The organism is Candidatus Poriferisodalis sp., assembly GCF_965198245.1.
Classification (GTDB): Bacteria; Actinomycetota; Acidimicrobiia; order Acidimicrobiales; family Poriferisodalaceae; genus Poriferisodalis.
In genome coordinates, this window is sequence record NZ_OZ240249.1 from 689,033 (window position 1) to 707,921 (window position 18,889).

30 protein-coding genes are annotated in these 18,889 nt (G+C 64.8%); 22 read left to right on the forward strand and 8 right to left on the reverse strand.

Annotated elements, in window-relative coordinates; genetic code table 11:
• Window positions 1-2: 2 nt before the first annotated feature.
• Window positions 3-1,721 (forward strand): ThiF family adenylyltransferase, encoded by a 1,719-nt coding sequence (locus ACOCMM_RS03165; RefSeq protein ID WP_419551743.1) that lies wholly within the window; start codon window positions 3-5, stop codon window positions 1,719-1,721.
• A 158-nt stretch (window positions 1,722-1,879) separates the two neighbouring features.
• Here ACOCMM_RS03165 and ACOCMM_RS03170 read toward each other — a convergent pair whose 3' ends face one another.
• A complete protein-coding gene (locus ACOCMM_RS03170) occupies window positions 1,880-3,085 on the reverse strand; it encodes an ISL3 family transposase (protein WP_419551744.1) in 1,206 nt (401 codons plus the stop codon).
• A 107-nt stretch (window positions 3,086-3,192) separates the two neighbouring features.
• Between ACOCMM_RS03170 and ACOCMM_RS03175 the strand changes: the two genes are divergently transcribed.
• From ACOCMM_RS03175 to istB, 6 genes are all read left to right on the forward strand, one after another.
• A complete protein-coding gene (locus ACOCMM_RS03175; protein ID WP_419551537.1) occupies window positions 3,193-3,513 on the forward strand; it encodes a helix-turn-helix domain-containing protein in 321 nt (106 codons plus the stop codon).
• Entirely contained in the window at window positions 3,510-4,562 is a 1,053-nt protein-coding gene (locus ACOCMM_RS03180) for an integrase core domain-containing protein (protein WP_419551538.1), read from the forward strand. The genes ACOCMM_RS03175 and ACOCMM_RS03180 overlap by 4 nt, the downstream gene beginning before the upstream one ends.
• A gap of 332 nt (window positions 4,563-4,894) precedes the next feature.
• Window positions 4,895-5,314, forward strand: coding sequence for a hypothetical protein (locus tag ACOCMM_RS03185; RefSeq protein ID WP_419551745.1), 420 nt, complete (start codon window positions 4,895-4,897; stop codon window positions 5,312-5,314).
• Window positions 5,274-5,504 carry a transposase gene (locus tag ACOCMM_RS03190; protein WP_419551746.1) on the forward strand — a complete coding sequence of 77 codons (231 nt, stop codon included), beginning with the start codon at window positions 5,274-5,276 and terminating at the stop codon, window positions 5,502-5,504. Before ACOCMM_RS03185 ends, ACOCMM_RS03190 begins: the two co-directional genes overlap by 41 nt.
• A gap of 159 nt (window positions 5,505-5,663) precedes the next feature.
• Window positions 5,664-6,962, forward strand: coding sequence for a Mu transposase domain-containing protein (locus ACOCMM_RS03195; protein WP_419551747.1), 1,299 nt, complete (start codon window positions 5,664-5,666; stop codon window positions 6,960-6,962).
• Window positions 6,959-7,747, forward strand: coding sequence for an IS21-like element helper ATPase IstB (istB, locus tag ACOCMM_RS03200; protein WP_419551748.1), 789 nt, complete (start codon window positions 6,959-6,961; stop codon window positions 7,745-7,747). The genes ACOCMM_RS03195 and istB overlap by 4 nt, the downstream gene beginning before the upstream one ends.
• A gap of 407 nt (window positions 7,748-8,154) precedes the next feature.
• Here the strand turns inward: istB and ACOCMM_RS03205 are convergent, their stop codons facing one another.
• The gene (locus ACOCMM_RS03205; protein WP_419551749.1) at window positions 8,155-8,865 is read right to left on the reverse strand and encodes a hypothetical protein; all 711 of its coding nucleotides are present in this window, start codon (window positions 8,863-8,865) and stop codon (window positions 8,155-8,157) included.
• Between the two features lie 550 nt (window positions 8,866-9,415).
• Window positions 9,416-9,727 carry a transposase gene (locus tag ACOCMM_RS03210; protein WP_419551750.1) on the reverse strand — a complete coding sequence of 104 codons (312 nt, stop codon included), beginning with the start codon at window positions 9,725-9,727 and terminating at the stop codon, window positions 9,416-9,418.
• A 50-nt stretch (window positions 9,728-9,777) separates the two neighbouring features.
• Between ACOCMM_RS03210 and ACOCMM_RS03215 the strand changes: the two genes are divergently transcribed.
• The 3 genes from ACOCMM_RS03215 to ACOCMM_RS03225 are packed head-to-tail and all read left to right on the forward strand — an operon-like array spanning window position 9,778 to window position 11,004.
• Window positions 9,778-10,374 carry a hypothetical protein gene (locus ACOCMM_RS03215; RefSeq protein WP_419551751.1) on the forward strand — a complete coding sequence of 199 codons (597 nt, stop codon included), beginning with the start codon at window positions 9,778-9,780 and terminating at the stop codon, window positions 10,372-10,374.
• Window positions 10,371-10,820, forward strand: coding sequence for a hypothetical protein (locus tag ACOCMM_RS03220; RefSeq protein ID WP_419551752.1), 450 nt, complete (start codon window positions 10,371-10,373; stop codon window positions 10,818-10,820). The genes ACOCMM_RS03215 and ACOCMM_RS03220 overlap by 4 nt, the downstream gene beginning before the upstream one ends.
• Before the next feature lie 19 nt (window positions 10,821-10,839).
• The gene (locus tag ACOCMM_RS03225; RefSeq protein WP_419551753.1) at window positions 10,840-11,004 is read left to right on the forward strand and encodes a hypothetical protein; all 165 of its coding nucleotides are present in this window, start codon (window positions 10,840-10,842) and stop codon (window positions 11,002-11,004) included.
• Window positions 11,005-11,395: 391 nt separating this feature from the next.
• Here ACOCMM_RS03225 and ACOCMM_RS03230 read toward each other — a convergent pair whose 3' ends face one another.
• Window positions 11,396-11,662 carry an AbrB/MazE/SpoVT family DNA-binding domain-containing protein gene (locus ACOCMM_RS03230; protein WP_419551754.1) on the reverse strand — a complete coding sequence of 89 codons (267 nt, stop codon included), beginning with the start codon at window positions 11,660-11,662 and terminating at the stop codon, window positions 11,396-11,398.
• A 179-nt stretch (window positions 11,663-11,841) separates the two neighbouring features.
• On the opposite strand from ACOCMM_RS03230, the gene ACOCMM_RS03235 reads away from it, so the two are divergent.
• The 5 genes from ACOCMM_RS03235 (at window position 11,842) to ACOCMM_RS03255 (ending at window position 13,644) form a co-directional block, all read left to right on the forward strand.
• Window positions 11,842-12,003 carry a hypothetical protein gene (locus tag ACOCMM_RS03235; RefSeq protein ID WP_419551755.1) on the forward strand — a complete coding sequence of 54 codons (162 nt, stop codon included), beginning with the start codon at window positions 11,842-11,844 and terminating at the stop codon, window positions 12,001-12,003.
• A gap of 197 nt (window positions 12,004-12,200) precedes the next feature.
• Window positions 12,201-12,890, forward strand: a complete 690-nt coding sequence (locus ACOCMM_RS03240) for a DUF6338 family protein (protein ID WP_419551756.1) — start codon at window positions 12,201-12,203, stop codon at window positions 12,888-12,890.
• Window positions 12,891-12,904: 14 nt separating this feature from the next.
• The gene (locus ACOCMM_RS03245; protein WP_419551757.1) at window positions 12,905-13,075 is read left to right on the forward strand and encodes a hypothetical protein; all 171 of its coding nucleotides are present in this window, start codon (window positions 12,905-12,907) and stop codon (window positions 13,073-13,075) included.
• Window positions 13,076-13,239: 164 nt separating this feature from the next.
• The gene (locus ACOCMM_RS03250; RefSeq protein WP_419551758.1) at window positions 13,240-13,476 is read left to right on the forward strand and encodes a hypothetical protein; all 237 of its coding nucleotides are present in this window, start codon (window positions 13,240-13,242) and stop codon (window positions 13,474-13,476) included.
• A gap of 9 nt (window positions 13,477-13,485) precedes the next feature.
• A complete protein-coding gene (locus ACOCMM_RS03255; RefSeq protein ID WP_419551759.1) occupies window positions 13,486-13,644 on the forward strand; it encodes a hypothetical protein in 159 nt (52 codons plus the stop codon).
• A 194-nt stretch (window positions 13,645-13,838) separates the two neighbouring features.
• On the opposite strand, the gene ACOCMM_RS03260 is transcribed toward ACOCMM_RS03255, so the two are convergent.
• The 3 genes from ACOCMM_RS03260 to ACOCMM_RS03270 form a co-directional block, all read right to left on the reverse strand.
• Window positions 13,839-14,048, reverse strand: a complete 210-nt coding sequence (locus ACOCMM_RS03260; RefSeq protein ID WP_419551760.1) for a hypothetical protein — start codon at window positions 14,046-14,048, stop codon at window positions 13,839-13,841.
• Between the two features lie 35 nt (window positions 14,049-14,083).
• Window positions 14,084-14,638, reverse strand: a complete 555-nt coding sequence (locus ACOCMM_RS03265) for a hypothetical protein (RefSeq protein ID WP_419551761.1) — start codon at window positions 14,636-14,638, stop codon at window positions 14,084-14,086.
• A 120-nt stretch (window positions 14,639-14,758) separates the two neighbouring features.
• The gene (locus tag ACOCMM_RS03270; protein ID WP_419551762.1) at window positions 14,759-15,031 is read right to left on the reverse strand and encodes a hypothetical protein; all 273 of its coding nucleotides are present in this window, start codon (window positions 15,029-15,031) and stop codon (window positions 14,759-14,761) included.
• Window positions 15,032-15,170: 139 nt separating this feature from the next.
• Between ACOCMM_RS03270 and ACOCMM_RS03275 the strand changes: the two genes are divergently transcribed.
• The 4 genes from ACOCMM_RS03275 (at window position 15,171) to ACOCMM_RS03290 (ending at window position 17,643) form a co-directional block, all read left to right on the forward strand.
• Entirely contained in the window at window positions 15,171-15,386 is a 216-nt protein-coding gene (locus tag ACOCMM_RS03275) for an SRPBCC family protein (RefSeq protein WP_419551763.1), read from the forward strand.
• A gap of 44 nt (window positions 15,387-15,430) precedes the next feature.
• Window positions 15,431-15,649 (forward strand): hypothetical protein, encoded by a 219-nt coding sequence (locus ACOCMM_RS03280; protein ID WP_419551764.1) that lies wholly within the window; start codon window positions 15,431-15,433, stop codon window positions 15,647-15,649.
• 216 nt (window positions 15,650-15,865) lie between these two features.
• Window positions 15,866-16,864, forward strand: coding sequence for a hypothetical protein (locus ACOCMM_RS03285; RefSeq protein WP_419551765.1), 999 nt, complete (start codon window positions 15,866-15,868; stop codon window positions 16,862-16,864).
• Window positions 16,846-17,643: a hypothetical protein gene (locus ACOCMM_RS03290; RefSeq protein ID WP_419551766.1), complete on the forward strand. Its 798-nt coding sequence runs from the start codon at window positions 16,846-16,848 to the stop codon at window positions 17,641-17,643. The genes ACOCMM_RS03285 and ACOCMM_RS03290 overlap by 19 nt, the downstream gene beginning before the upstream one ends.
• 85 nt (window positions 17,644-17,728) lie before the next feature.
• Here ACOCMM_RS03290 and ACOCMM_RS03295 read toward each other — a convergent pair whose 3' ends face one another.
• Window positions 17,729-18,151 (reverse strand): DUF433 domain-containing protein, encoded by a 423-nt coding sequence (locus tag ACOCMM_RS03295; protein ID WP_419551767.1) that lies wholly within the window; start codon window positions 18,149-18,151, stop codon window positions 17,729-17,731.
• 31 nt (window positions 18,152-18,182) lie between these two features.
• Between ACOCMM_RS03295 and ACOCMM_RS03300 the strand changes: the two genes are divergently transcribed.
• From ACOCMM_RS03300 to ACOCMM_RS03310, 3 genes are read left to right on the forward strand one after another with little or no spacing between them, the layout of a single operon-like run.
• The gene (locus tag ACOCMM_RS03300) at window positions 18,183-18,365 is read left to right on the forward strand and encodes a hypothetical protein (RefSeq protein ID WP_419551768.1); all 183 of its coding nucleotides are present in this window, start codon (window positions 18,183-18,185) and stop codon (window positions 18,363-18,365) included.
• Between the two features lie 31 nt (window positions 18,366-18,396).
• Window positions 18,397-18,639 (forward strand): type II toxin-antitoxin system Phd/YefM family antitoxin, encoded by a 243-nt coding sequence (locus ACOCMM_RS03305; protein ID WP_419551769.1) that lies wholly within the window; start codon window positions 18,397-18,399, stop codon window positions 18,637-18,639.
• Complete coding sequence (locus tag ACOCMM_RS03310) at window positions 18,636-18,854, forward strand: type II toxin-antitoxin system VapC family toxin (RefSeq protein WP_419551770.1); 219 nt, start codon at window positions 18,636-18,638, stop codon at window positions 18,852-18,854. Before ACOCMM_RS03305 ends, ACOCMM_RS03310 begins: the two co-directional genes overlap by 4 nt.
• Window positions 18,855-18,889: the final 35 nt, after the last annotated feature.

Genomic DNA, 18,889 nt, shown 5'->3' on the forward strand with positions numbered 1-18,889 from the left:
CAGTGGACGTAGAATCGGAACCCAGATTGCACAACTCCGTTGAAGAATTCCGCCACGAGGTCTCAGCGCTCGACTGGTGCGAGATCACCGATGTCTCATGCCAAAACGGGAAAGTTCTCATCAGCCTCCGCTTGGACACATCAGAGTTCACCGGCGGCCCCGATGGACTTCCGGTCAAGAGCCGCGAGCGCATCAACATCACGGTCGGACCAGAATTCCCCTGGGTTCCTCCGACAGCCTCCGTCAAGCATTGGGACTGGGCCGGCTTCCCCCATGTCCTGCTAGGTCGGCAGCTCTGCCTCTACTTGGACCCCTCGACGCAGTGGGACCCCAACAATCCCGTGAACAACTACCTCTGCCGGCTTGCCGAATGGTTCACCGATGCAATCGCGGGAGACTTCGACCCAGGAACGGCACTCTTCCATCCAGTCGGAGGCGTGCCACATAGAACACCTGGCGCACCCACCATCGTCGTAACCGAACCCTTGCCACTCGACCAAGAAGGATTCCGCTTCCAACGGATTCAAGTCCGCGACCGAACTCCACACTGTATCGAGGTTGTCTCGTGGAGGCGCAAGCCCGCGCTAGAAGACACCCGAATCGCACTTCTCGTCATTCTCCCCGAAATGCTGCCCATCGGCGCTGGAACGCGACTGTCGGACTTGGCGTGCATCGTCACACTGCAACAATCAAGCGGCGCCCGCAAGCGACTCACGAAACGACTTCGAGAGCTGGCCGATGATCTCGGCAACGACGACCCGCTTCAGTTGGTGATAGCGGTGCCGAATCCTGCCAACCAAGGCCAACGGGGATACCACCTCATCGCAGCGCACATCGGTAACGAACACGTCAGCCAGAGTCTCTCGGCAGCGACCTCACGCAGGCCGACGCAGCCCCCTTCTCGTCGGGAGCCGGAACTCCTCTGGTTGTATGTCGACGACAGCCGCGAAGCGCTGTCAGTTCGGAGGGACAGAAGCCAGCCGATCCAGCAATACCGAGGACTCAAAGTAGAACTCTGGGGCTGCGGCGCACTTGGCTCCTGGATCGCGGAATTCTTGGCCCGCGCAGGAACGTCGCAGATCACAATTCGCGACTACGGCCATGTGACGCAAGGCCTCCTCGTCAGGCAGAACTACACGCATGCGGATGTTGGCAGGCACAAGGTTGATGCCGTCGCCGATCGCATTCGGGCAATCAACAGCAGTATCAATGTGCGCCCGGTCCGACATATATGCCAGCTGGCAGCCAATGAAGAGCTTGACTGCGACATAATCATCGATGTAACAGTCAGCACGAGCGTAGCAACGGCTATCGAAGATGCTCAGGGAAACGGAAACATCCAAGTGCCCGTGGTGCAGCTAGCAGCTGACAGTGAGAGCGCTTCCCTCGGAATCGTCACTGTGTGTCATCCGTCATCAGACTCAACGACCAATGACATCGATGTGGCACTGCAAGAAAGAGTCGAGAACGATCCAGCGTTAGCTGCCTTTCGCGGACTATGGAACCCTGACGAACCTGCCCCGATTACGCCAGCGCTTGGCTGTTCTGTGCCGACATTTCGAGGTTCTGGCGCAGACCTCGCGGCGATTGCGTCCGAAGGACTGAATCTGGCAGCGAGACTCTTGTCTCGTCGAGTCTCTGGGGGGTACCTGTTCTCCACCCCAAGCTCGCCTCACTCTGTGCCCACTAGGACAGCCGTGGCGCTCGCGCCGGATCCATGAGTTGATGGGCGCGCTCGTAGCACGCAACGCAGCGGATGTGACGATGCGCGCAGGATGCAAGTGCACGCGGACGACAGCAACTCGTTTCCGACGCCACTAGCCCTGATTATTGAGCCTTCGTCTTTTTTTGGGATTGGGGCTGCTGGGTTCGGCGGGGTTCATGTTAGGAGGAGTCCGCGGGCTTCGAAGTTGGCGTAGTTGGTGAAGCCGTGGGCTCGGCGACGAAGGACTTGGAGCAGGTTGATGCTCCTATGTTTGGTGCGGTCGATGCGGCCGTTGCTGGGCCGCCCGGCGTGGTGCCAGTCGAGTATCTGGTTGTGCCACGCCAAGAACGTGTCGACGATGCTGCTGAACTCGGGGATGTTGCCGGTGCGGTAGATGTCAGCGAACCGGTCGAGCGCCTCGAGGGCGCCCTTGGGGTCGGTGGCGAGATAGAGGTTGTGCAGCTCGCCGAGCGCTTCCCAGGCTGGGTTGAGCCGCGGATGGGCGGCGAACAACGCGTCGAGGCGTGCCTGTTCGGCCGCTGCGAGCTTGTCGGGTCGGCGCATCAGCAAGAACCTGGACCTGAACACGTCGCGGTCGAACGCGGGCACTGAGCCCTCGGGGCGGCGCTGGACGTCGCGGCGCACCGCGGTGAGCCCCGCCGCGAACCAGCGGATCACATGGAAGCGGTCCAGCACATGGCGGGCGCGGCCGAGCCGCTTATCGATCGCGGCCTTGTACGCCGCCGAGCCGTCGGACACCACGACCTTCACGGCTTTGCACCATCGGGGCCCTTGCGCGGCCAGAAACCCCGACAGCGCCTGGGCATCGCGGTGGGGCACCATGGCGAGCACCTCGCCGGTGTCGCCGTTGACGATCACCGTCACGTAGCGGTGCCGCTTGCGGATCGAGGTCTCATCGACCAAGAGCACCCGACATCGCCGACGGCGGCGGCGGTCGGCGGCCAGGCCCGCCCATGCGACGACCAGCGCGTTGACCAGCCTCCAGCTCAGCCCGTGACGTCGGGCTGCGGCGTTGACCGTCATCGCCCGCGCATCGGCCACCAGCCGCCGCGCCAGACGCGCCGTAATCGATCCCTCGAACGCCCGATGGTCCTCGACGAAACGCCGGCCGCACGGCACCCACACCAGCCGCCGCCGATCCCACACCAGCGTCACCGGCCGCCCCGACACCTCCAAGTCGCGGATCTTGTTGTCACGGCGGTCATGAACCTTCCCGCTCGGGACCCCGCAATCGGGGCATCCGGGGCGGCGCACCGTCGAGCACACCCGCACCACCAGCTCCTCCGGCGCGTCGACGACGACCCCCTCCACTTTGATGCGCGGCAGCCACAGCCGCACCGACATAACATCACTCGCCATCGAGGCCTGTGTTGCGTCTGACTTAACGCGACGGGATTCTGGTTCTTTCAGGTTGCATCTGAGATGGTGGCTGGCCTTGATCATGGAGGCCGTCAACGATGACGTCGATGCAGCGAGAGCCGAAGCGGATGCTGACAGCGGAGCAGAAGTACGACTTGTGGGTGCGGATGCTGTCGGGGCAGATTTCCCAAGCGGACGCCGCGGCCGAGGCGGGGGTGGATCGCTCGGTGGTCGCTCGGCTGCGCGCTGTGGCTCGCGACGGGGCGATCGCCGCTTTGCAGGCCTCCAGGCCGGGCCGGCCGCGCCAGTCCCGCGCCGAGGCGTCGGAGGCGGCCGCGTTGCGCGCCGAAGTCGAACGGCTCCAGTCCACGGTGATCGAGCAGGCGGTCGAGTTGGCGGTGCTGCGGGGAAAATCGCACTGGGGATGAGCGGCCCGATCCCCGCCCGCGTCGACGGGGCCGCCAAAGCAGCGCTGCTCGGCTTGATCGACGACGCTGTGCGCGCCGGCTGGAGTCTCACCCGGGCCTGCGCGGCCCTCGAGGTCGACCGGGCCAGGGTGTGGCGCTGGCGACAACGCCGAGCCGCCGGCCGCCTCGAGGATCTCGCTGCGGGCGGGAACCCGATCCATGGGCTCCTCGAGTGCGAAGAGGCCGAGATCTTGGCGCTGTTCGATGACTGGGGCGACATCGACCGCTCGCACCGCAAGCTCGCCCACCGCGGCTCCTACGAACAGCGAGTGTGGGTATCGCCATCGACAGTGGATCGGGTCCTGGCCCGTCACGGCCTTGCCCTGCAAGGAGATCCGCGGCCCGCGCGCAGCGTGAAGACGCCGTGGCCGGCCTGGCATGAATGGCGCCCGAACCAGCTGTGGTGCTGGGACGGCTCCCAGTTCGAACGCTGCGCTGCCGCCAAGCACGCGTACGCGATCGTCGACCTCGTCAGCCGCAAATGGATCTCCACCCACCTCACAGCCAACCCCGACTCGGTCGCCGCCCGGGTCCTGTTCAGCCGCGGTCTCGACAACGAAGGGCTGCTCACCAACGAGCTGCGGGCACGCCTCGACGACCCCGACGCCGAACCGCCCGACGACACCACGATCCCGTTGCTGCTGGCGATCTCGGACAACGGCACCGAGATGCGCGCCAACGAGACCCGCCGGTTCATGGCCCTGTGCTCGATCGCTCAACACTTCGGCCGCCCCTCCACACCGACCGACCAGGCCTGGATCGAGTCGCTGTGGGGCCACGCCAAACGCGAGCACCCCCACCTGACCACGATCACCGACCCGACCGTGCTCACCGCCGAACTCGAACGGATCCGAGCCCACCACAACAGCGTCCGGCTGCACGAAGCCATCGGCTACGTCACCCCCAACGACGAACACGACGGCCGCGGCGACACCATCCGCGCCGCCCGCCAGCACGGGATGCACACCGCCGACCAACAACGCCGAGCCTGGCACCGGAGCCAACGATGACCCAGACCACTACTCTCACCAACCACAACCCGCCAGCAACCCACCGACGCAGTCTGAACCCAACCCCAACCCGTCGCGAAGAGTCAGAAACACCTCAGGCCCTCCAGGGTTCGGCGTCTCCAAACACCGATCCCAGCAGGGCCTCGACCCCTACAAACGGACCCTCAACCCACCCTCATCCCAACAAAAGACGAAGGGCCTGATTATTCATGAGTCTGGTGGGTTTGGGTGTGTGAGTCCGCGGAAAAGCCTCTCTGATCTGCGACGATGCGTGTTGTCGACACACGCAGTGTGCAATTCAGAGAGGCATCTCCGAGGTGAAACTTAGCAGTGTGGCAAACGCGCGTCTGGCAGGCGGCGGTGATCGGGTGGCGTGGGGCGCGGGACTGTTCGCTTTGGGCGGTTTCGCGGACCGCGTCGGGCTGACCGAGGCTTTGTCGGCGGCGGTGCCGCGGCGCGGCGAGCGTGCCCCGGCCCATGATCGGGGCGCGTTGTTGGTGCATCTGTTGTTGGTGCTGGCCGGGGGCGGTGAGGCATGCACCGATATCGAGCATCTGCGTTCTCAGCGGGACCTGTTCGGGGCGGTGGGGTCGGGCTCGACGCTGTATCGGGCGCTGCGAGGCATCGACGGCTCGGGACTCGGGGCGCTGTGGGGCGCCGCGGCGACCGCGCGGCGAGGCGTGGTCGAAGCGCCGAGCCGGTGGCCCGTTGGTGGTCGACATCGACTCGACGCTGGCGGAGGTCCACTCTGAGAACAAAGCCGGCGCCGCGCCGCATCACAAGGGCGGCTATGGGTTTCATCCGATGATCTGCTCGACCGGCGACGGGGAGCCGCTGTGGGCCAAGCTGCGCCCGGGCGACGCTGCAGCGAACGACATCGTCGATCACACAGAAGTGCTCGACGCTGCGATATCGGTGCTGCCTGTGAGTGCTCGCCGGTAGTCGCGTTCTGCGCTCATTGAGTTTCGCGGTGGTGTCGGGGGTCTTCTGGCCCGGCATTGACCATGCGCTTTGGGGAGCGGTGACTCCTCGGGCGTGTCGAGCGACCAAGCATCGACTGCGCTGGAGGAGTCGCTGTCGGTGATGAACCAGGAGATGTAGGTGAATATCAAGGACTTGTGTGAGCAGGGCTGGACGATCAAGGAGATCGCGGCCGGGACGGGGTTTCATTCGGCCGCGATCTCGAAGTATTTGAAGCAGGGGCCGCCGCCGGGCAGGCGGGAGGCGCCGGATTCGGCGAGGGTGATGAACGCCCGCTGCTGTGAGAAGGTCCGGTCGCTGATCGAGGCGCACCCGATGCTGTTGGGGATCAGCGTGTTGGGCTGCTTGGTGGCCGAGGGGTTCGAGGGCGGCTGCTCGACGGTGACCCGGGAGCTGCGCCGGATCCGGGGTCCGCGCTTTGTCGCGGCGGATCGGGTGTCGGTTCCGATCCACACCGATCCGGGCGAGGAAGCCCAGTTCGATTTCTGCAACCTCGACATGTGGGCCCGGCGTTGGGGCTGGGACCATCCGTTGCGCTGTTTCGGGATGATCATGTGCTGGTCGCGGGACCGGATCTGGTGGTTCACCACCGCTGAGGACCGGCATCACACCTTCGAAGGTGTGGTCCGGTTCTTCGAGCACGTCGGCGGGATCCCGGCGGCGTGTCGGACCGATCGGATGGGTGCGCTGGGCTCGGCTCAGGGTCGCCGGTTCGTGCTGCACCCGCCCACGATCGCGTTCGCGGCCCATCACGGCACCAAGATCACCTCGTGCAAGGCGGGTGACGCGAAGCGCAAGGGCAAGGTCGAGCGGCCGTTCCGCCAGCTCCAGGCGACGTTTTTGCCCGAGCTCGAAGCCCAAGGCATCCCTGCGGGCCTCGACGAGCCCGACCATCGCGCCGTGGTGTGGCTGGACGCGAACGTGCACGCAGCCGAGTCGAGGGTGACCGGCGCCCGGCCCGCCGATCGGGCCGTGGTCGAGCTGGCGTTCTTGTCGCCGCTGCCGGCGGACCGGTTCGACACCGCCTACGTCGAAACGCGTCGGGTGCACAACATCGTGCCGTTCATCTCCATCGACGGGGCCCGCTACTCGGTGCCGCCCCAGATCCTGGGCCAGCGAGTCGAGATCTGCCGAGCCGTGGGCTCCGATCGCGTGGAGATCCGCTGGGCCGGACGGCTCGTGGCCGCCCACACCCTCGTCGCCGGCCGTCACGTCGAGGTGTGGGACCCCGCGCATCGCCACGCCGCACAGACCGCCGCGATGGCTGATCGGCCCCAGCGGCCCGTGCTGCGGCTCGTGACCTCGAGTCCCCAACCCGCTGCCCAGCTCGCCCTCGGCGAGGGCTTCGATGTCGAGGCGGTCGACCTCGCCCAGCGCTACCCGCCGGTCATCGACGCCGACGAGGAGACCGCGCCGTGAGCAGCCTCTACGAGCAAATCAAGGCTGATCTCGGCTACCTCAAACTCGACGCCGCCGCCGCCTCGTTCGCCGGCCTCGCCGACCAAGCCCGCACAGAGGACTGGACCCACATCGACTTCCTCGCCCGGCTCGTCGCCATCGGGGCCACCGCGGACCGCGACCGCCGCCTCGCCGCCCGCATGCGCTACGCCCGGTTCCCGTTCCACCGCCGCGTCGCCGACTTCGACTTCGACTTCCAGCCCTCGATCGACCCCAAACTCGTCGCCGATCTCGCCACGCTGCGCTTCATCGACGAGCAACGACCGGTCCTGTTCTTGGGCCAGCCCGGCTGCGGCAAGACCCACCTCGCCGTCGCACTGGCCATCGCCGCGGCCCAAGCCGGCTACCGCGGCTACTTCACCACCGGCGACGCCATGGCCAAGACCCTCGCCCGAGCCGATCACGACGGCACCGCCGCCACCAAGATCAAGGCCTACACCGCCCCCACCGTGCCCGTCATCGACGACGTCGGCCTCATCCGGCTCAAGACCCCAGCCGAGGCCGCCTGGTTCTTCGAGGTCGTCAACACCCGCTACCAACAAGGCCACCCCACCCTCGTCACCACCAACCGCGGCCTGCCCGACTGGGGCGAGATCTTCGGCGACACCGTCATCGCCGCCGCCATCTTGGACCGGCTCACCCACAACGCCATCGTGTTCAACATCAAAGGCCCCAGCTGGCGCCTACGCGAACACGACAGCCTCCAAATCGCCACCACCCAACCCACCCAAAGGAGCACCCGCTAACCTCGCACCACCCGGCCAGCACCCCAGGCCCCACCGCGACTTTCGCTGAGCATCGACCGCGACATCCCCTGAGCGCTCACAGGCCGGGCCGATGATCTCGCGTACATGATCATCGAAGTCATCGCCGGCTGCTGTTGCCGGGTTCGCCCATGCCGAAGAGTGATCGCCGGGCCCTCGAGCAAGCCGTGCTGGTCCTCTCGGAAGCTGAGTGGACGGGCCGCAGCAGGCACGGAGCAGAGCAAACCGTGCCTGCACGGTGTGAGGGGACTCAGCGGGACGGGGTGGGCAGAGCGTCGCTCACTGCGCGTCGAACCCGGGATGACATCGAGCGATCCTCGGCTGCGGCAATGGGACTTATATGCGCGGTTACGCACAGGTGTGGAGGGCAGAACAGGTTTGCCCGGCAACTAGATGCCGTCAGCCTCCCTGCGCCACTTGTCAAAGATGTCATCTACATAGTGCGTGCCGTACCGAATGCGGAGACTGCGCCCCTCGCAGACTTGAGCAGCTAGTTTTCGCAGCTTCGCAGCTTGATACCAAGGGAACAACTGCTCCGTCAGAACCCACTCAAAGAGATGATCCGGGTCGTAGGGATGCCCTTCCCGCGGCGCGTTGAGTAGCACCCACTTGATCCGGTTCTCGTCCATAGGGTGCCAACCACTGAGGTTCACGGACGCCGAGAGACTGCGCATCGCCACTTGAACCACCGGGTCAACGGCGACCGGGTACCGATCATCGCCGACTTGCCCAGTCAAGAGGTTCATGGCACCGGTCGAATTGATCCACACGCGTTCTTCAACCGTATCGACCCAACGCACCACGCAGACGGCCGTACCCGCTGTCGCCACTCGGTGCAGTTCAGCCAAATCGTCGGCACTCGGCCAGCATCCAAGCACTGCCGCAGCACGGCTGAGCATGGAACGCGAAGCTGACCGAAGCGTTGTGATCTCGTCGCGTCGCACCAGTCGCCGCAACGGCTCGGAATACTCGATAATCCGCACCCCCGCTGCCAAGACGCAGTGGGGCTTGCCTTGCTGGCGCAGCCACCGGATCGCCACCAGCATCGCTTCGTCGGGTGAGATGTCGCCTAGGTGGTTAGGGACGAACGCTGTAGCCATCTGCTCCGAGCCTAAGACCGCAAAACCCGGCGACCAAATTCGCGCGATGCGAGTCACCTGTTGCACGCGCGTGACCAGCGTGTTTGCCGCGAGAGTTGGCAGGTCGCGTAGCCCATGAGAGTATTCGTGTAGTGGAACTGCCGAGAATTGAACTCGGTGCGCTGGCCTAGAAACTCCGTCGCAGCAAACCTGCCAGTCCCGCACCGTGCCCCCGGGGGCGGCTTCTATCCCAACCCCCGGGGGTGCGGACCTCTATCCCGATCTACACGCGACCACATGCGTACCTGTGGTTCCAACTGACCACCTAAACGTGCTGGTCAGGGCACTAGCCCGGTGATCGACACGCGCGGGCCACGTACACGAAATGCCACCCGTGTAGTTCCGTGCCTGCCTTGCCACGCCTTGCGAGACCAGAACTCGCCGCGACTTGCCATGACTGCCGTGCCTTGCCGAGGGCAACTTACCAGGGCTTTGAGCGGCCTGGTTCAGCGACAGTGCCGGGCAGCGCGTCAGCCTCTTCGATCACTTCGGCGTTGATCTTGCCGGTCGCTCAGCCCAGCGCTCCGACCACCGGTGTCTTGTTCGAACCGCTGCGTCCGATGACTCGACGCTTGGCTGCGTGCATCGCTCGCGCACGGCCACCGATGTAGGTCTCATCGACTTCGACCGGGCCCGCGAGCAGGGCTTCGTCGTGGTCAGCTCTTGCCTCGCGGATGCGGTGCGCCAAGAACCTCGCGGTCGTCTGTGTCGCGCCCAAGTCTCGATGCGGCTTAGTGCTGCTGGTGCCTTTGATGCCGGTGGTCATCAGATACACCGCGAGCACCCATGTGCGATACCGCACCTCCGCCCGCTCGTCGCCCAAGCCGCTGCGGCCGCAACGGGTTTGAGAGATTTTCGCTACAATGATCTCTCATGAGCACCGCCCGGCTTGTCCGTGATCATGTCGCACGGATGCCAGAGCGTTCGTTTGTTTTCAGCAGCGAGCTGCAAGCACCTCCGCATGCGGTCGACTGCGAATTCGCGCGCCTCGTCGACAGGAACGAACTGCTGCGAGTGCGCAAGGGGCTGTACTGGAAAGGGCCGCGTACACGAGCCGGAATTCCGGCGCCACGGCCGATGCAAGTGGGGCTGGAAGTGGCAGGCGACGGCGCCGGACCAGCGGAGTTCTCAGCCGCAGCGGCGTTGGGATTGACCAGCCAGGTTCCGTCTGTGGACGTCGTCGCGGTTGCCGGACGGCCCCCAACGCCGCCTCAAGGCGTGCAGTTCGTGTCGCGATCAGTCGAGCGCCGGATCCGGAAGCTGCGCTTCCTCGAAGTCGCCGTTATCGAAGTGCTGCGTGACGGTCTCCGATTCGCCGAGGCGGACTGGGAGAGCGCCGTGGCCGCTCTGGCGCAACTCGCGGCAAAGGGCGAGATTCGGCTTCCCACGATTGCTGAGCAGATTCACGATGAACACCATGCCGACGCTCGTGCCCGCTGGCAGCGCCTTGAAGAGCTGTTGCAAGCATGACCTTTCGCATGCTCGACGACCCAAGCGAGATGGAGGGTTACGCCAGTGCCGTGGCACGAGTTGCGGGGATTCCTCAGCACCACGTCGAGAAGGACTTCTGGATCACTGAGGCACTGCGAGGAGTCGCGAACGCCTCTCGCGATACCGCGCGGCACTACTACGACGTCGATGTGCTCTTGCGCAGCAGGGCAGTGCTGAACCAACTCAAGCTGCAAGGCGCCGACATCTTGGCGCGCGAGGTCGCCCGGCACTCCACGGCGGCTGGCCTGCCGAGTGCTGAGCGACCCGCAGGCGGCTTTGCCCAAGGCCCCGCGTGGGCATCCGGCCAGGACGAAGTTGAGCAGTCCTACAACGACGCCCTCCGGCTCCTGGTTTGGCCCAACGCCGAAACGTCGACATTTGAGGAGTGCTGCAAGCGAGTTCACGCACTCGCCAACCTGCTCTAGCACCGGCTGCGGGCGCAGCGTGGTCCGCAAGATCGCTGCGGGGATCCCGGCGTTCACCCAGATGGAACGCGAAGCCATCCTCGACACGCTCGACAGCCAGCACCGCGCCGCCGAGCAGCTCCGCCCGCTCGTCGCCCGAGCCGCCGCCGCTGCTCGCCCTAGTTCGGCTCGCTGCTCAGGATGATCTCCAAGCCTCAAGAAACGACGACCGTCCAATCGGGATCGGGAAGTACGCTGCCACGGGAACTCGAATCGAGTTCCCAGCGGAGAGGACCCGAGTATTCGGTGCCGTGAGCTTGCTCCTCTGCTGACTCGCAGAACGTGCCCCGCTTCGGCGGGGCACGAACGCGTCTGAGTGTTCGCGTCCATCACAAAGCGCATCGGCGTGGGCCAGCGTGCGCGGCGAACTCTGCGGAACTGCCGTATGTCCTCTACGGCAACGTCGAGTGCCTCGTCTTCGGAAGGGTCTGAGTTGTTCGCGGCGAGGTCAGCGCTGACGGATCAGTTGACCCAATCCGCCGTCGGAAGCTCAGTCGCTGGGCTTGCTGTCGCGGGGTGGCGGCTCGGGCAGACGTTCACGCGGAAAATCGGACGGTCTCGCGATGCCCTTCGGGATGTATCCATGACGTCGCTCGGTCAAGTTCGATTTGTTTTTCGCCTTCTTGCCACTCCGGCGTCCAGTACCACCCTTGCTCGGGGTCGCGCTCGGCGCAAGGTCGAAGCAGAATCCCGTCGCTGACGACTTCAGCCTCGAGTTCGTCACCGTCGTGCAGGCCCGCGGCAAGCCGAAGTTCCTTCGGCAGCGTCACCCGACCGCCGACAGTAAGCCGCGCCAACACCATGACGTCACCGTACCGGTGCCGCGAACTCAGGCTGTCCGAGCAACTCTTCGAAGCGGCACGGGGACGTAGCGCCGCGTAGCGCCGTGTTCGGGGACAGGCGGGCGCCGGCCAGGCGCCGGCCGGGGCGATGAGCTCGCCGCCATGGTGGTGGAGGTCATCGCCGGCTGCACACGGGCCGTGTGCGCAAGATCGCTGCGGGGATCCCCGCATTCGTGCAGATGGAACGTGAAGGAATTTTCGCCACGCTCGACAGCCAGCACCGCGCCGCCGAACAGCTCCGCCCGCTCGTCGCCCACGCCGCCGCTGCCGCCAGTGCCGAGTCGCCTCCGGGCGGAGGGTGATTGCCACGTCACCGAAACGCCGTGCCTGTCCACCCGAAGTCCGGCTCTCCGGTGCGACCGGAGCTTGCATCGAGCACCGTAGAGACGTCGCGATCGATGCTCCGCACGGTGGGAGCGGTGTAGGCCTCATGCCGCAAGGCAACGCGTACTGAACAATCCAGTTGACAGCCTTCGTGCGTCTGTCCTAGGCAGTCGCGGTGACACTCGCTTCAGCGGCGCTCACCATCGCCGCACTGTTGATTCCCGGAGTCGCTTTCATCTGGGGTTACGAGCGATGGAATGAGGTCTACGCCCGACGCGCGCGGGACTGGCCGTTTCGTTTGGCGGCAATCTCCGCTGTCTATCTCGCCGTCGCGTCAGGCACGATCTACTGGCTGGCTTCCAACTACTGGGCTGATCTGGCGAAGCTCGAACCGGTTCCGAAGTTGCTCGCGTTCGTACCATTCGCGTACGTCGTCGGTGCTGTCGCGATGGGTTTCGCCCTGGGTGGCCTCGTACGTCTGCTGGCAGCGTGGGGTCGATGGCTGGCGCGATTTGGGTGGCTCAATCGAGTCGAACAGTGGCTTGTAGGCTGGACACGAAGCGGCAGGGGAGCACCGAACGCTTGGGCGTATCTGTTCCGAAGCGAGTCTGAGGGCGTAGTGCGCTGCAAACTCAAGAGCGGACGCTGGGTTGGCGGCTACTACGGCATAGGTTCCTACGCGTCCGCCCAAGGCCCCAAGCGCGATCTGCTCATCTCATGGGCCGTTCCCTTTGGCGAGAACGGCGCTCCGGTCGCACCTCACAGCGGCACAGAGGATTCCGGCGGCCCCGGGCTACGCACGAGCCTGCTCGTCAAATGGGACGATATCGAAACACTCGAATTCACCACTACCGACAGCGGATGACAGGAGGCAGCGCAATGACGAACCGAGCAGTCCCCGGACGCGTCGGGCTGATAGGGAAGCGCGGCGGTTATGCGCCCACACGAGACTGGCCTGAGGACATCCCGATCGAGGATGTCTACGGCCCGGTGAACGACAGCTCAGATACTCCCGAACCAGCCGACTCGACACAGAGCGACGACGCATAGCCAGCACCGCACCGCCGAACAGCTCCGCCTGCCCGTCGCCCACGCCACCACTGGCGCCGGCACGCAGACCTGAGTCTCGTCGACGAGATCGACCTCCACGTCGTCGCCGCGCTGGCCTCAGGCCGAAATCGGTTGGATCGAAGTGCAGGGCTACCGTTACGTTCGTGGCGGTGAAGAAGCTGTCGATCTCTTTGGACGAGTCGGTCGCCGAACGTGCGGCCAGCGCCGCTGCGTCGCACGGGGTGAGCCTGTCTGCGTGGCTCAACGCGGCTGCAGAGCGGGCGATCCGCATCGAGGACGGGCTTGCGGCCGTGCGTGAGTGGGAAGAGGAGCACGGCGAACTCAGCGCCGAGGAGCTGGCCTGGGCTGACAAGGTGATCGCTTCCGACATGAGGGCATGAGTCAGCGGCGTGCCCGGCTACACGTACGACACCGGCGCGCTGATTGCTGCTGAACGCAATGACCGACGGGTGTGGGCGTTGCATCAGGGGGTACTCCCCGACGGTCTGACGGTGCCGATTGCGCCCCGCTTGACGGTGCCCGACGTGTCGGATCCTGGAAAGACGTAACCCCGGCCGTTTGCCGAAGCAGGGACGGTTCCGGGGTGTTCGCAGCCACCGTACTGCCGTGCCGGTCCCCGCATCGGGCTGGATCAGCGTGCACGGCGAGTTCTGCGGACTGCCCGTGCTTCCTCAACGGCAATGTCGAGTGCCTCGTCTTCGGGAAGGTCAGAGTTGTTCGCGGCGACGGGCGCGCATGCGAGTTATCCGCTGGCGGGAATGATGCGCAATTCCACGCCCTCCATGTCGCAGAGCACCTCCCAGTTCGTGCTCACGTTCCCTTCGATGACGTGAAGAGCGGTCTCGTAGTGGATCGCTGCGGCCAAGAAGTCTGCGGCGGTCTTGTTGATCCCTCGATGTCGGCGTAGCAGCAGGTCAACCATGAGTGCCGTGTACGGCCGTGGGTCGGCCACCAAGAGCACGTTTGATGGTGGATCCGCTGCGTACTCTATGACTTCGGGCGCATCGACAGCAGTTGTTCGATGCGGGTAGCCAGCGCCGACAGCCAGCCCGCGCTGCGGGACTCCTCACGAATCGGGAGGCCATAGGCGTACAGGTGGCGTTCTGAGACGACGCCGCCCGAAAGCACCGGGTCTTCGCCGGAGACCTCGCGGCAGATCTCCGTGTAGTGCTCAGCGATTTCGGCGAATGCACGCTGAACATCCTCCTCGGTCATTCCTTCTGTGGGGACGACATCGACGTCACTGCGACGCTTGGCGGCAGGAGGGCTGTCGTCGTCTCCCGATGGGACATCGATGTCGAGGCGAAGGTCAGGGTCGTCTTTGAGCAGTTCTCGGCTCGTATCGACGTACTGCTCGGCAATCAGGGCGAATCTGTCCGGGACCGACTCGTTCTCGCCGAGTGGCTGTGGCTTGTGAGCATGGTGCAGCCAGTAGGTGAGCAGCGAAGAGACCAGCTCGTCAGGGGTGCGGTGCAGCTCCGCCGCGCGTTCGTTCAGGTAGCGAGCCTGTTCGGCGTCGAGCACCAGCTTGAGCTGCTCCATGCCCGAAGCGTAACGAGAGCCCACTTCTAGCGCTGACCGCTTCGCCAAGACCTCAATCGTGCAGGCAAATGGCTCACGGAGAAACCGACCTGTGGACACCACGACTCGCATCGGCGTGAGTCAGCGCGTGCGGCGAGCTCTGCGGACCTGCCGTACTTCCTCGACGGCAATGTCGAGCGCCTCGTCTTCGGAAAGGTATGGGTTATTCGCGGCGTTCGCAGCGAGGTCAGCGCTGACAGCAGCAGCGTCGGCTGAGTAGAGCGCCCAAGCCGACTGTCGAGTGATGCCCAGGGCCTTGCCGATGGCTTCCCATGTAGCGCCCGCCTGGCGAGCCGCAGCCACCGTCTCGCGCTTGAGTTCGTCACACTCGTCGGTTGCGCAGTTGCCCGACACCCCGGCGACGCTATGTCTGGCGACAACTCCCGCCAAACGAATAATGGAACTCCCAGTTGGTGCACCGCACCCCGACCGGTCACCAGATTGAGGGCATCCAGGTGCTCAGGGGCACAACGGACTGTCAAGAAGCCACGTCATGTCGCACGCATTCTCTGTCGAAGAGATCATTCGTCACCCGGTTCCGCACGTGTGGACCGCCCTCACCGACTGGCCGAACGCTCACCGATGGATGCCCGGGATCGACAAGATCACCGCCGATGGAGAGACCGCAGAAGGCCAGGGTAGGGGCGTGTTGTGGCGGCTGATGTCGCCCCTGCTGCGCATCGCCATCGGAGTGTCCGACGGCAAATAGCTCAGACTCCTCAAAGCCATGATCGAGAAGGGCTGACCGCCGCATTGCGCGAGGTCGCCGCCATGGTGGTGGAGGTCATCGCCGGCTGCACACGAGCCGTCGTGCGCAAGATCGCTGCGGAGGTCCCCTCGTTCGTGCTGATGGAACGCAAAGGGATCCTCGCCACGCTCGACAGCCAGCACCGCGCCGCCACGCAGCTCCGCCCGCTTGTCGCCCAGGCCGCCGGCACCACCAGCTCCGAATCCCCTCCAAGTCGAGGGTGATTGCCAAGTCCAAAAACCGTGCCAGTCAACTCCGCATCCCGCTCATCGCCCAAGCCGCCGCCAACCCAACCGCTACGACGCAGTCCCGAATCGATCGCTGAATACAAGGCGGTGACAGTTGCCGCCCCGACCCGCTCCGACCGCTGCGCTCGAAGAGCGAGCTGTGCTGTCGAATAAGGATTTTGTAGTGATAAGCACATTGCTTATAATACGTGCATGCTTATGAACGTGACACAGCTCTTTGACAGCGTTGCCATCGAGGCGATGGTGAGTTCAGACGAGCCTGCCGCCGATTTTGCAGATGCGTTGCTCGACGCCGAGGTTGACGACAATCACATTCGACTTGCTGTCCAAGTGAAGAGTCGTGCCCCGTATCCCGGTGAGATATCGCGCCTGGAGCCATTGCGAAACCGCCTCGCGACCGTGGGTGTCCCGCTGCTCGTGGCACCGCTCATTTCCGAGTCCACCGGACGAGCACTTACGGAGGCGCAGTGGTCGTGGGCCGACACCCAAGGCAACGCGGATGTCCGTACGCGCGGCATCCGCATCAGTCGCCGCGTTCCGAGCCGTCCGGTGAGAAAGCCGCGTCGCAGCTTTCCTTCAGGGTCCGGATCGTGGTCGATCATCCGCTCGCTCATCTCAGACGGCGACGTCGGAGGCGAGACCGAGCTTGCAGAACGTGCTGGTGTCAGCCAGCCTCGGGTCTCACAGGTGTTGTCGGCGCTGTCGGCCGCTGGGCTCGTCGAACGTCACGGTCGATCGACATGGACCGTGGACCGACCAGCGCTGCTCGATTCTCTCTGGAATAACTATGCGGACACACGCAGGTTCACCAGTTGGTTCTACTCGCTTGATCCACCGCAGCAGACATGCGAACGGATCGTGGCCACCGGGGAGTCTCTTCACTCTGACACCGTCATCTCCGGTGACGTAGCCGCTGACCGCCTCGTCCCGTGGCGAGTGCCTACCCACACAACCGTGTACACGGGCGATCATCGGCTGTCAGCCCATCTTGATCTGACCCCAGCTCAAGGCCCCGACGATGCCAACGTGGAGTTGATCGTGCCCGCAGATGCCTCGGTACTGCGAGTGCGTCACGAAGGCGACCCGACTCTCGCTCATCCGACGCAGGTGTTCTTGGACCTCCAGCGACTTGGCGGGACCGATCGACCAGAAGCCGCAGAGAAGATTCGCGAATGGCTGCTGACCCGCTAGACCATCTCGACTTGACATGCGCATCGACTGCTGAACACCTCGGATTCGTAGCGCTGGCAGATGTCGCTGCAGCGACGGTCAATGGCGACAGCCGAATCATCGGTGGACACATGATCGCTTTACACGTGTTCCGGTGGGGATTGGATCTGACGCGCCTTACCCAAGACGTCGACCTCGGTGTGAGGCCTCAGGTCGTACAGACCCCTGAACTCACCGATGGGCTTGAACGCTTGGGGTACTCGAAGACGGCAGGAAACCGCTTCGAGAAGCCCGCTACCGGTCTCCCGTCCACGGCCGCCGACCGAAATGCCATCATCGATGTTCTCATCCCGGCGTACCAAAGCCGTCCACGACGCAACCGCAAGTTCGGGCAACACCTCGTCACGACCGAAGTACCTGGACTAGCGCTGGCCTTTCAGCGCCAACCTGTCGATCTTCAGTTGGAGGTCACATTCCTGGACGGATCCAAGCAGAGTTTCCCGGTGCGAATGCCCGACGAAACCGCTGCGCTGAACCTCAAGATCATGGCCCGCACCGTGCGTCGCAAAGACAGCGACGCCATCGACGTTTGGCGCGCTCTTGAGGTTTGCGCCGCCGCCGGCAAGCGTGACATCGATTTTGGTCCCGACAAGGAACGGGTCAGACAGGTCCTCGGGACGCAGTTCGCCCGAGGCGGTGATGCGATTGCTGAGATCAGCCAAGCGCGGAATCTCTCCGACCTCGAAACCACCCGCCTGGAGACAAGGATCCAAGCTCTCATCCAGCAGGTGTTGCCCTGAGCGCAGCGCTTGACCGTGGCGGCCCTCGCGGACCGGCTCGAGCCGTTCCCGCTGGGTCAGTAACCAGGGTGACAGGCTGTCAAGCTCATGCAACCCGTGAGCATCTCAGGGCGTCGTCGACGACGTCGTCGCTGATGTCCCATGTCGCCTTGATGTCGTCACGCGCGTCGCCAGCGGCAATCGCCTCGGCAATCGCGGAGACCCGCAGTCGCCGGCCCCGAATCGTCGGCTCGCCGAAGCCGAATTCGGGGTCCAGCACCACGTTCGGAGTGCCGAACAGGCGGAAGCGGCGCACTTCGTCGGTCTGCTCGTACTCGGCGTCCTGCTGGAAGCGCTGCACTTCCATCGAGAGCATGACGCTTTGGTTGGTGCGCACCACGAACCGCAGCGACGGGCTCAGCACCGTCTCGTCTTGGACGCGCAGCACCAGATCCCGGCCGTCTTCGCTGAGAAACGGGCGAGCGGTCGCAAGCGGATAGTCGGTCTCGAACTCTCTGCGCAGCGGCATACCGGGGATCTCCGATGGTTAGCTTGCGCTGATGGGTGCAGCACCCAGCCTCGACGGACGAGTTTTCGTCGGTGCCGCCAACGATCCTGCGGGCGACGTGGGAGCAGAGACGCGTTTGGAGTACCACGAGGAATCGGAGTGGGAGAGCCAGCCCGGCACAGGCACCAGCATTGATCGCGAGGTCGTTGCTCCGGCCGGCCGGAAATTCGGGTGAAGTGGATGTGCATATCGGATAATCTGATTCCATGGCGGAGATCAGCGCAACCGATGCGGCACGGGGTTTCGCTTCCGTCCTCGATGCCGTCGAGCACCGCGGCGAGCAATTCACTGTTGTCCGGCGCGGCAAGGCGGTCGCCCGCATCGAGCCGCTCGGCCGCGGCGACGGCCGTGAAGTCAAGGAACTGCTTTCCGCCGCACGTCCGGACCCCGCATGGGCCGACGAGCTCGCGGAGCTGCGCAGGCTGCTTGAGGTCGACGATCGCGCATGACAGCGCTGCTGCTCGACACGACTGTCCTCATCGACGCCGAAGTCGCCGTCGTCCACGCCGAACTGCTGGCCGAGGCCCAACGAGCCGGCCGGGCACGCGGCGCCCACGACCTCATCATCGCCGCCACCGCACGAGCAACGAATCGGACTGTCGTCACCGCCGACCCGAAGCGGTTTGAGGGCCTCAGCGGCGTCTCTGTGTCCACCTACCGCTGAAGCGCCGCCGGCTTGGACTCGCAGTACCAGATCCC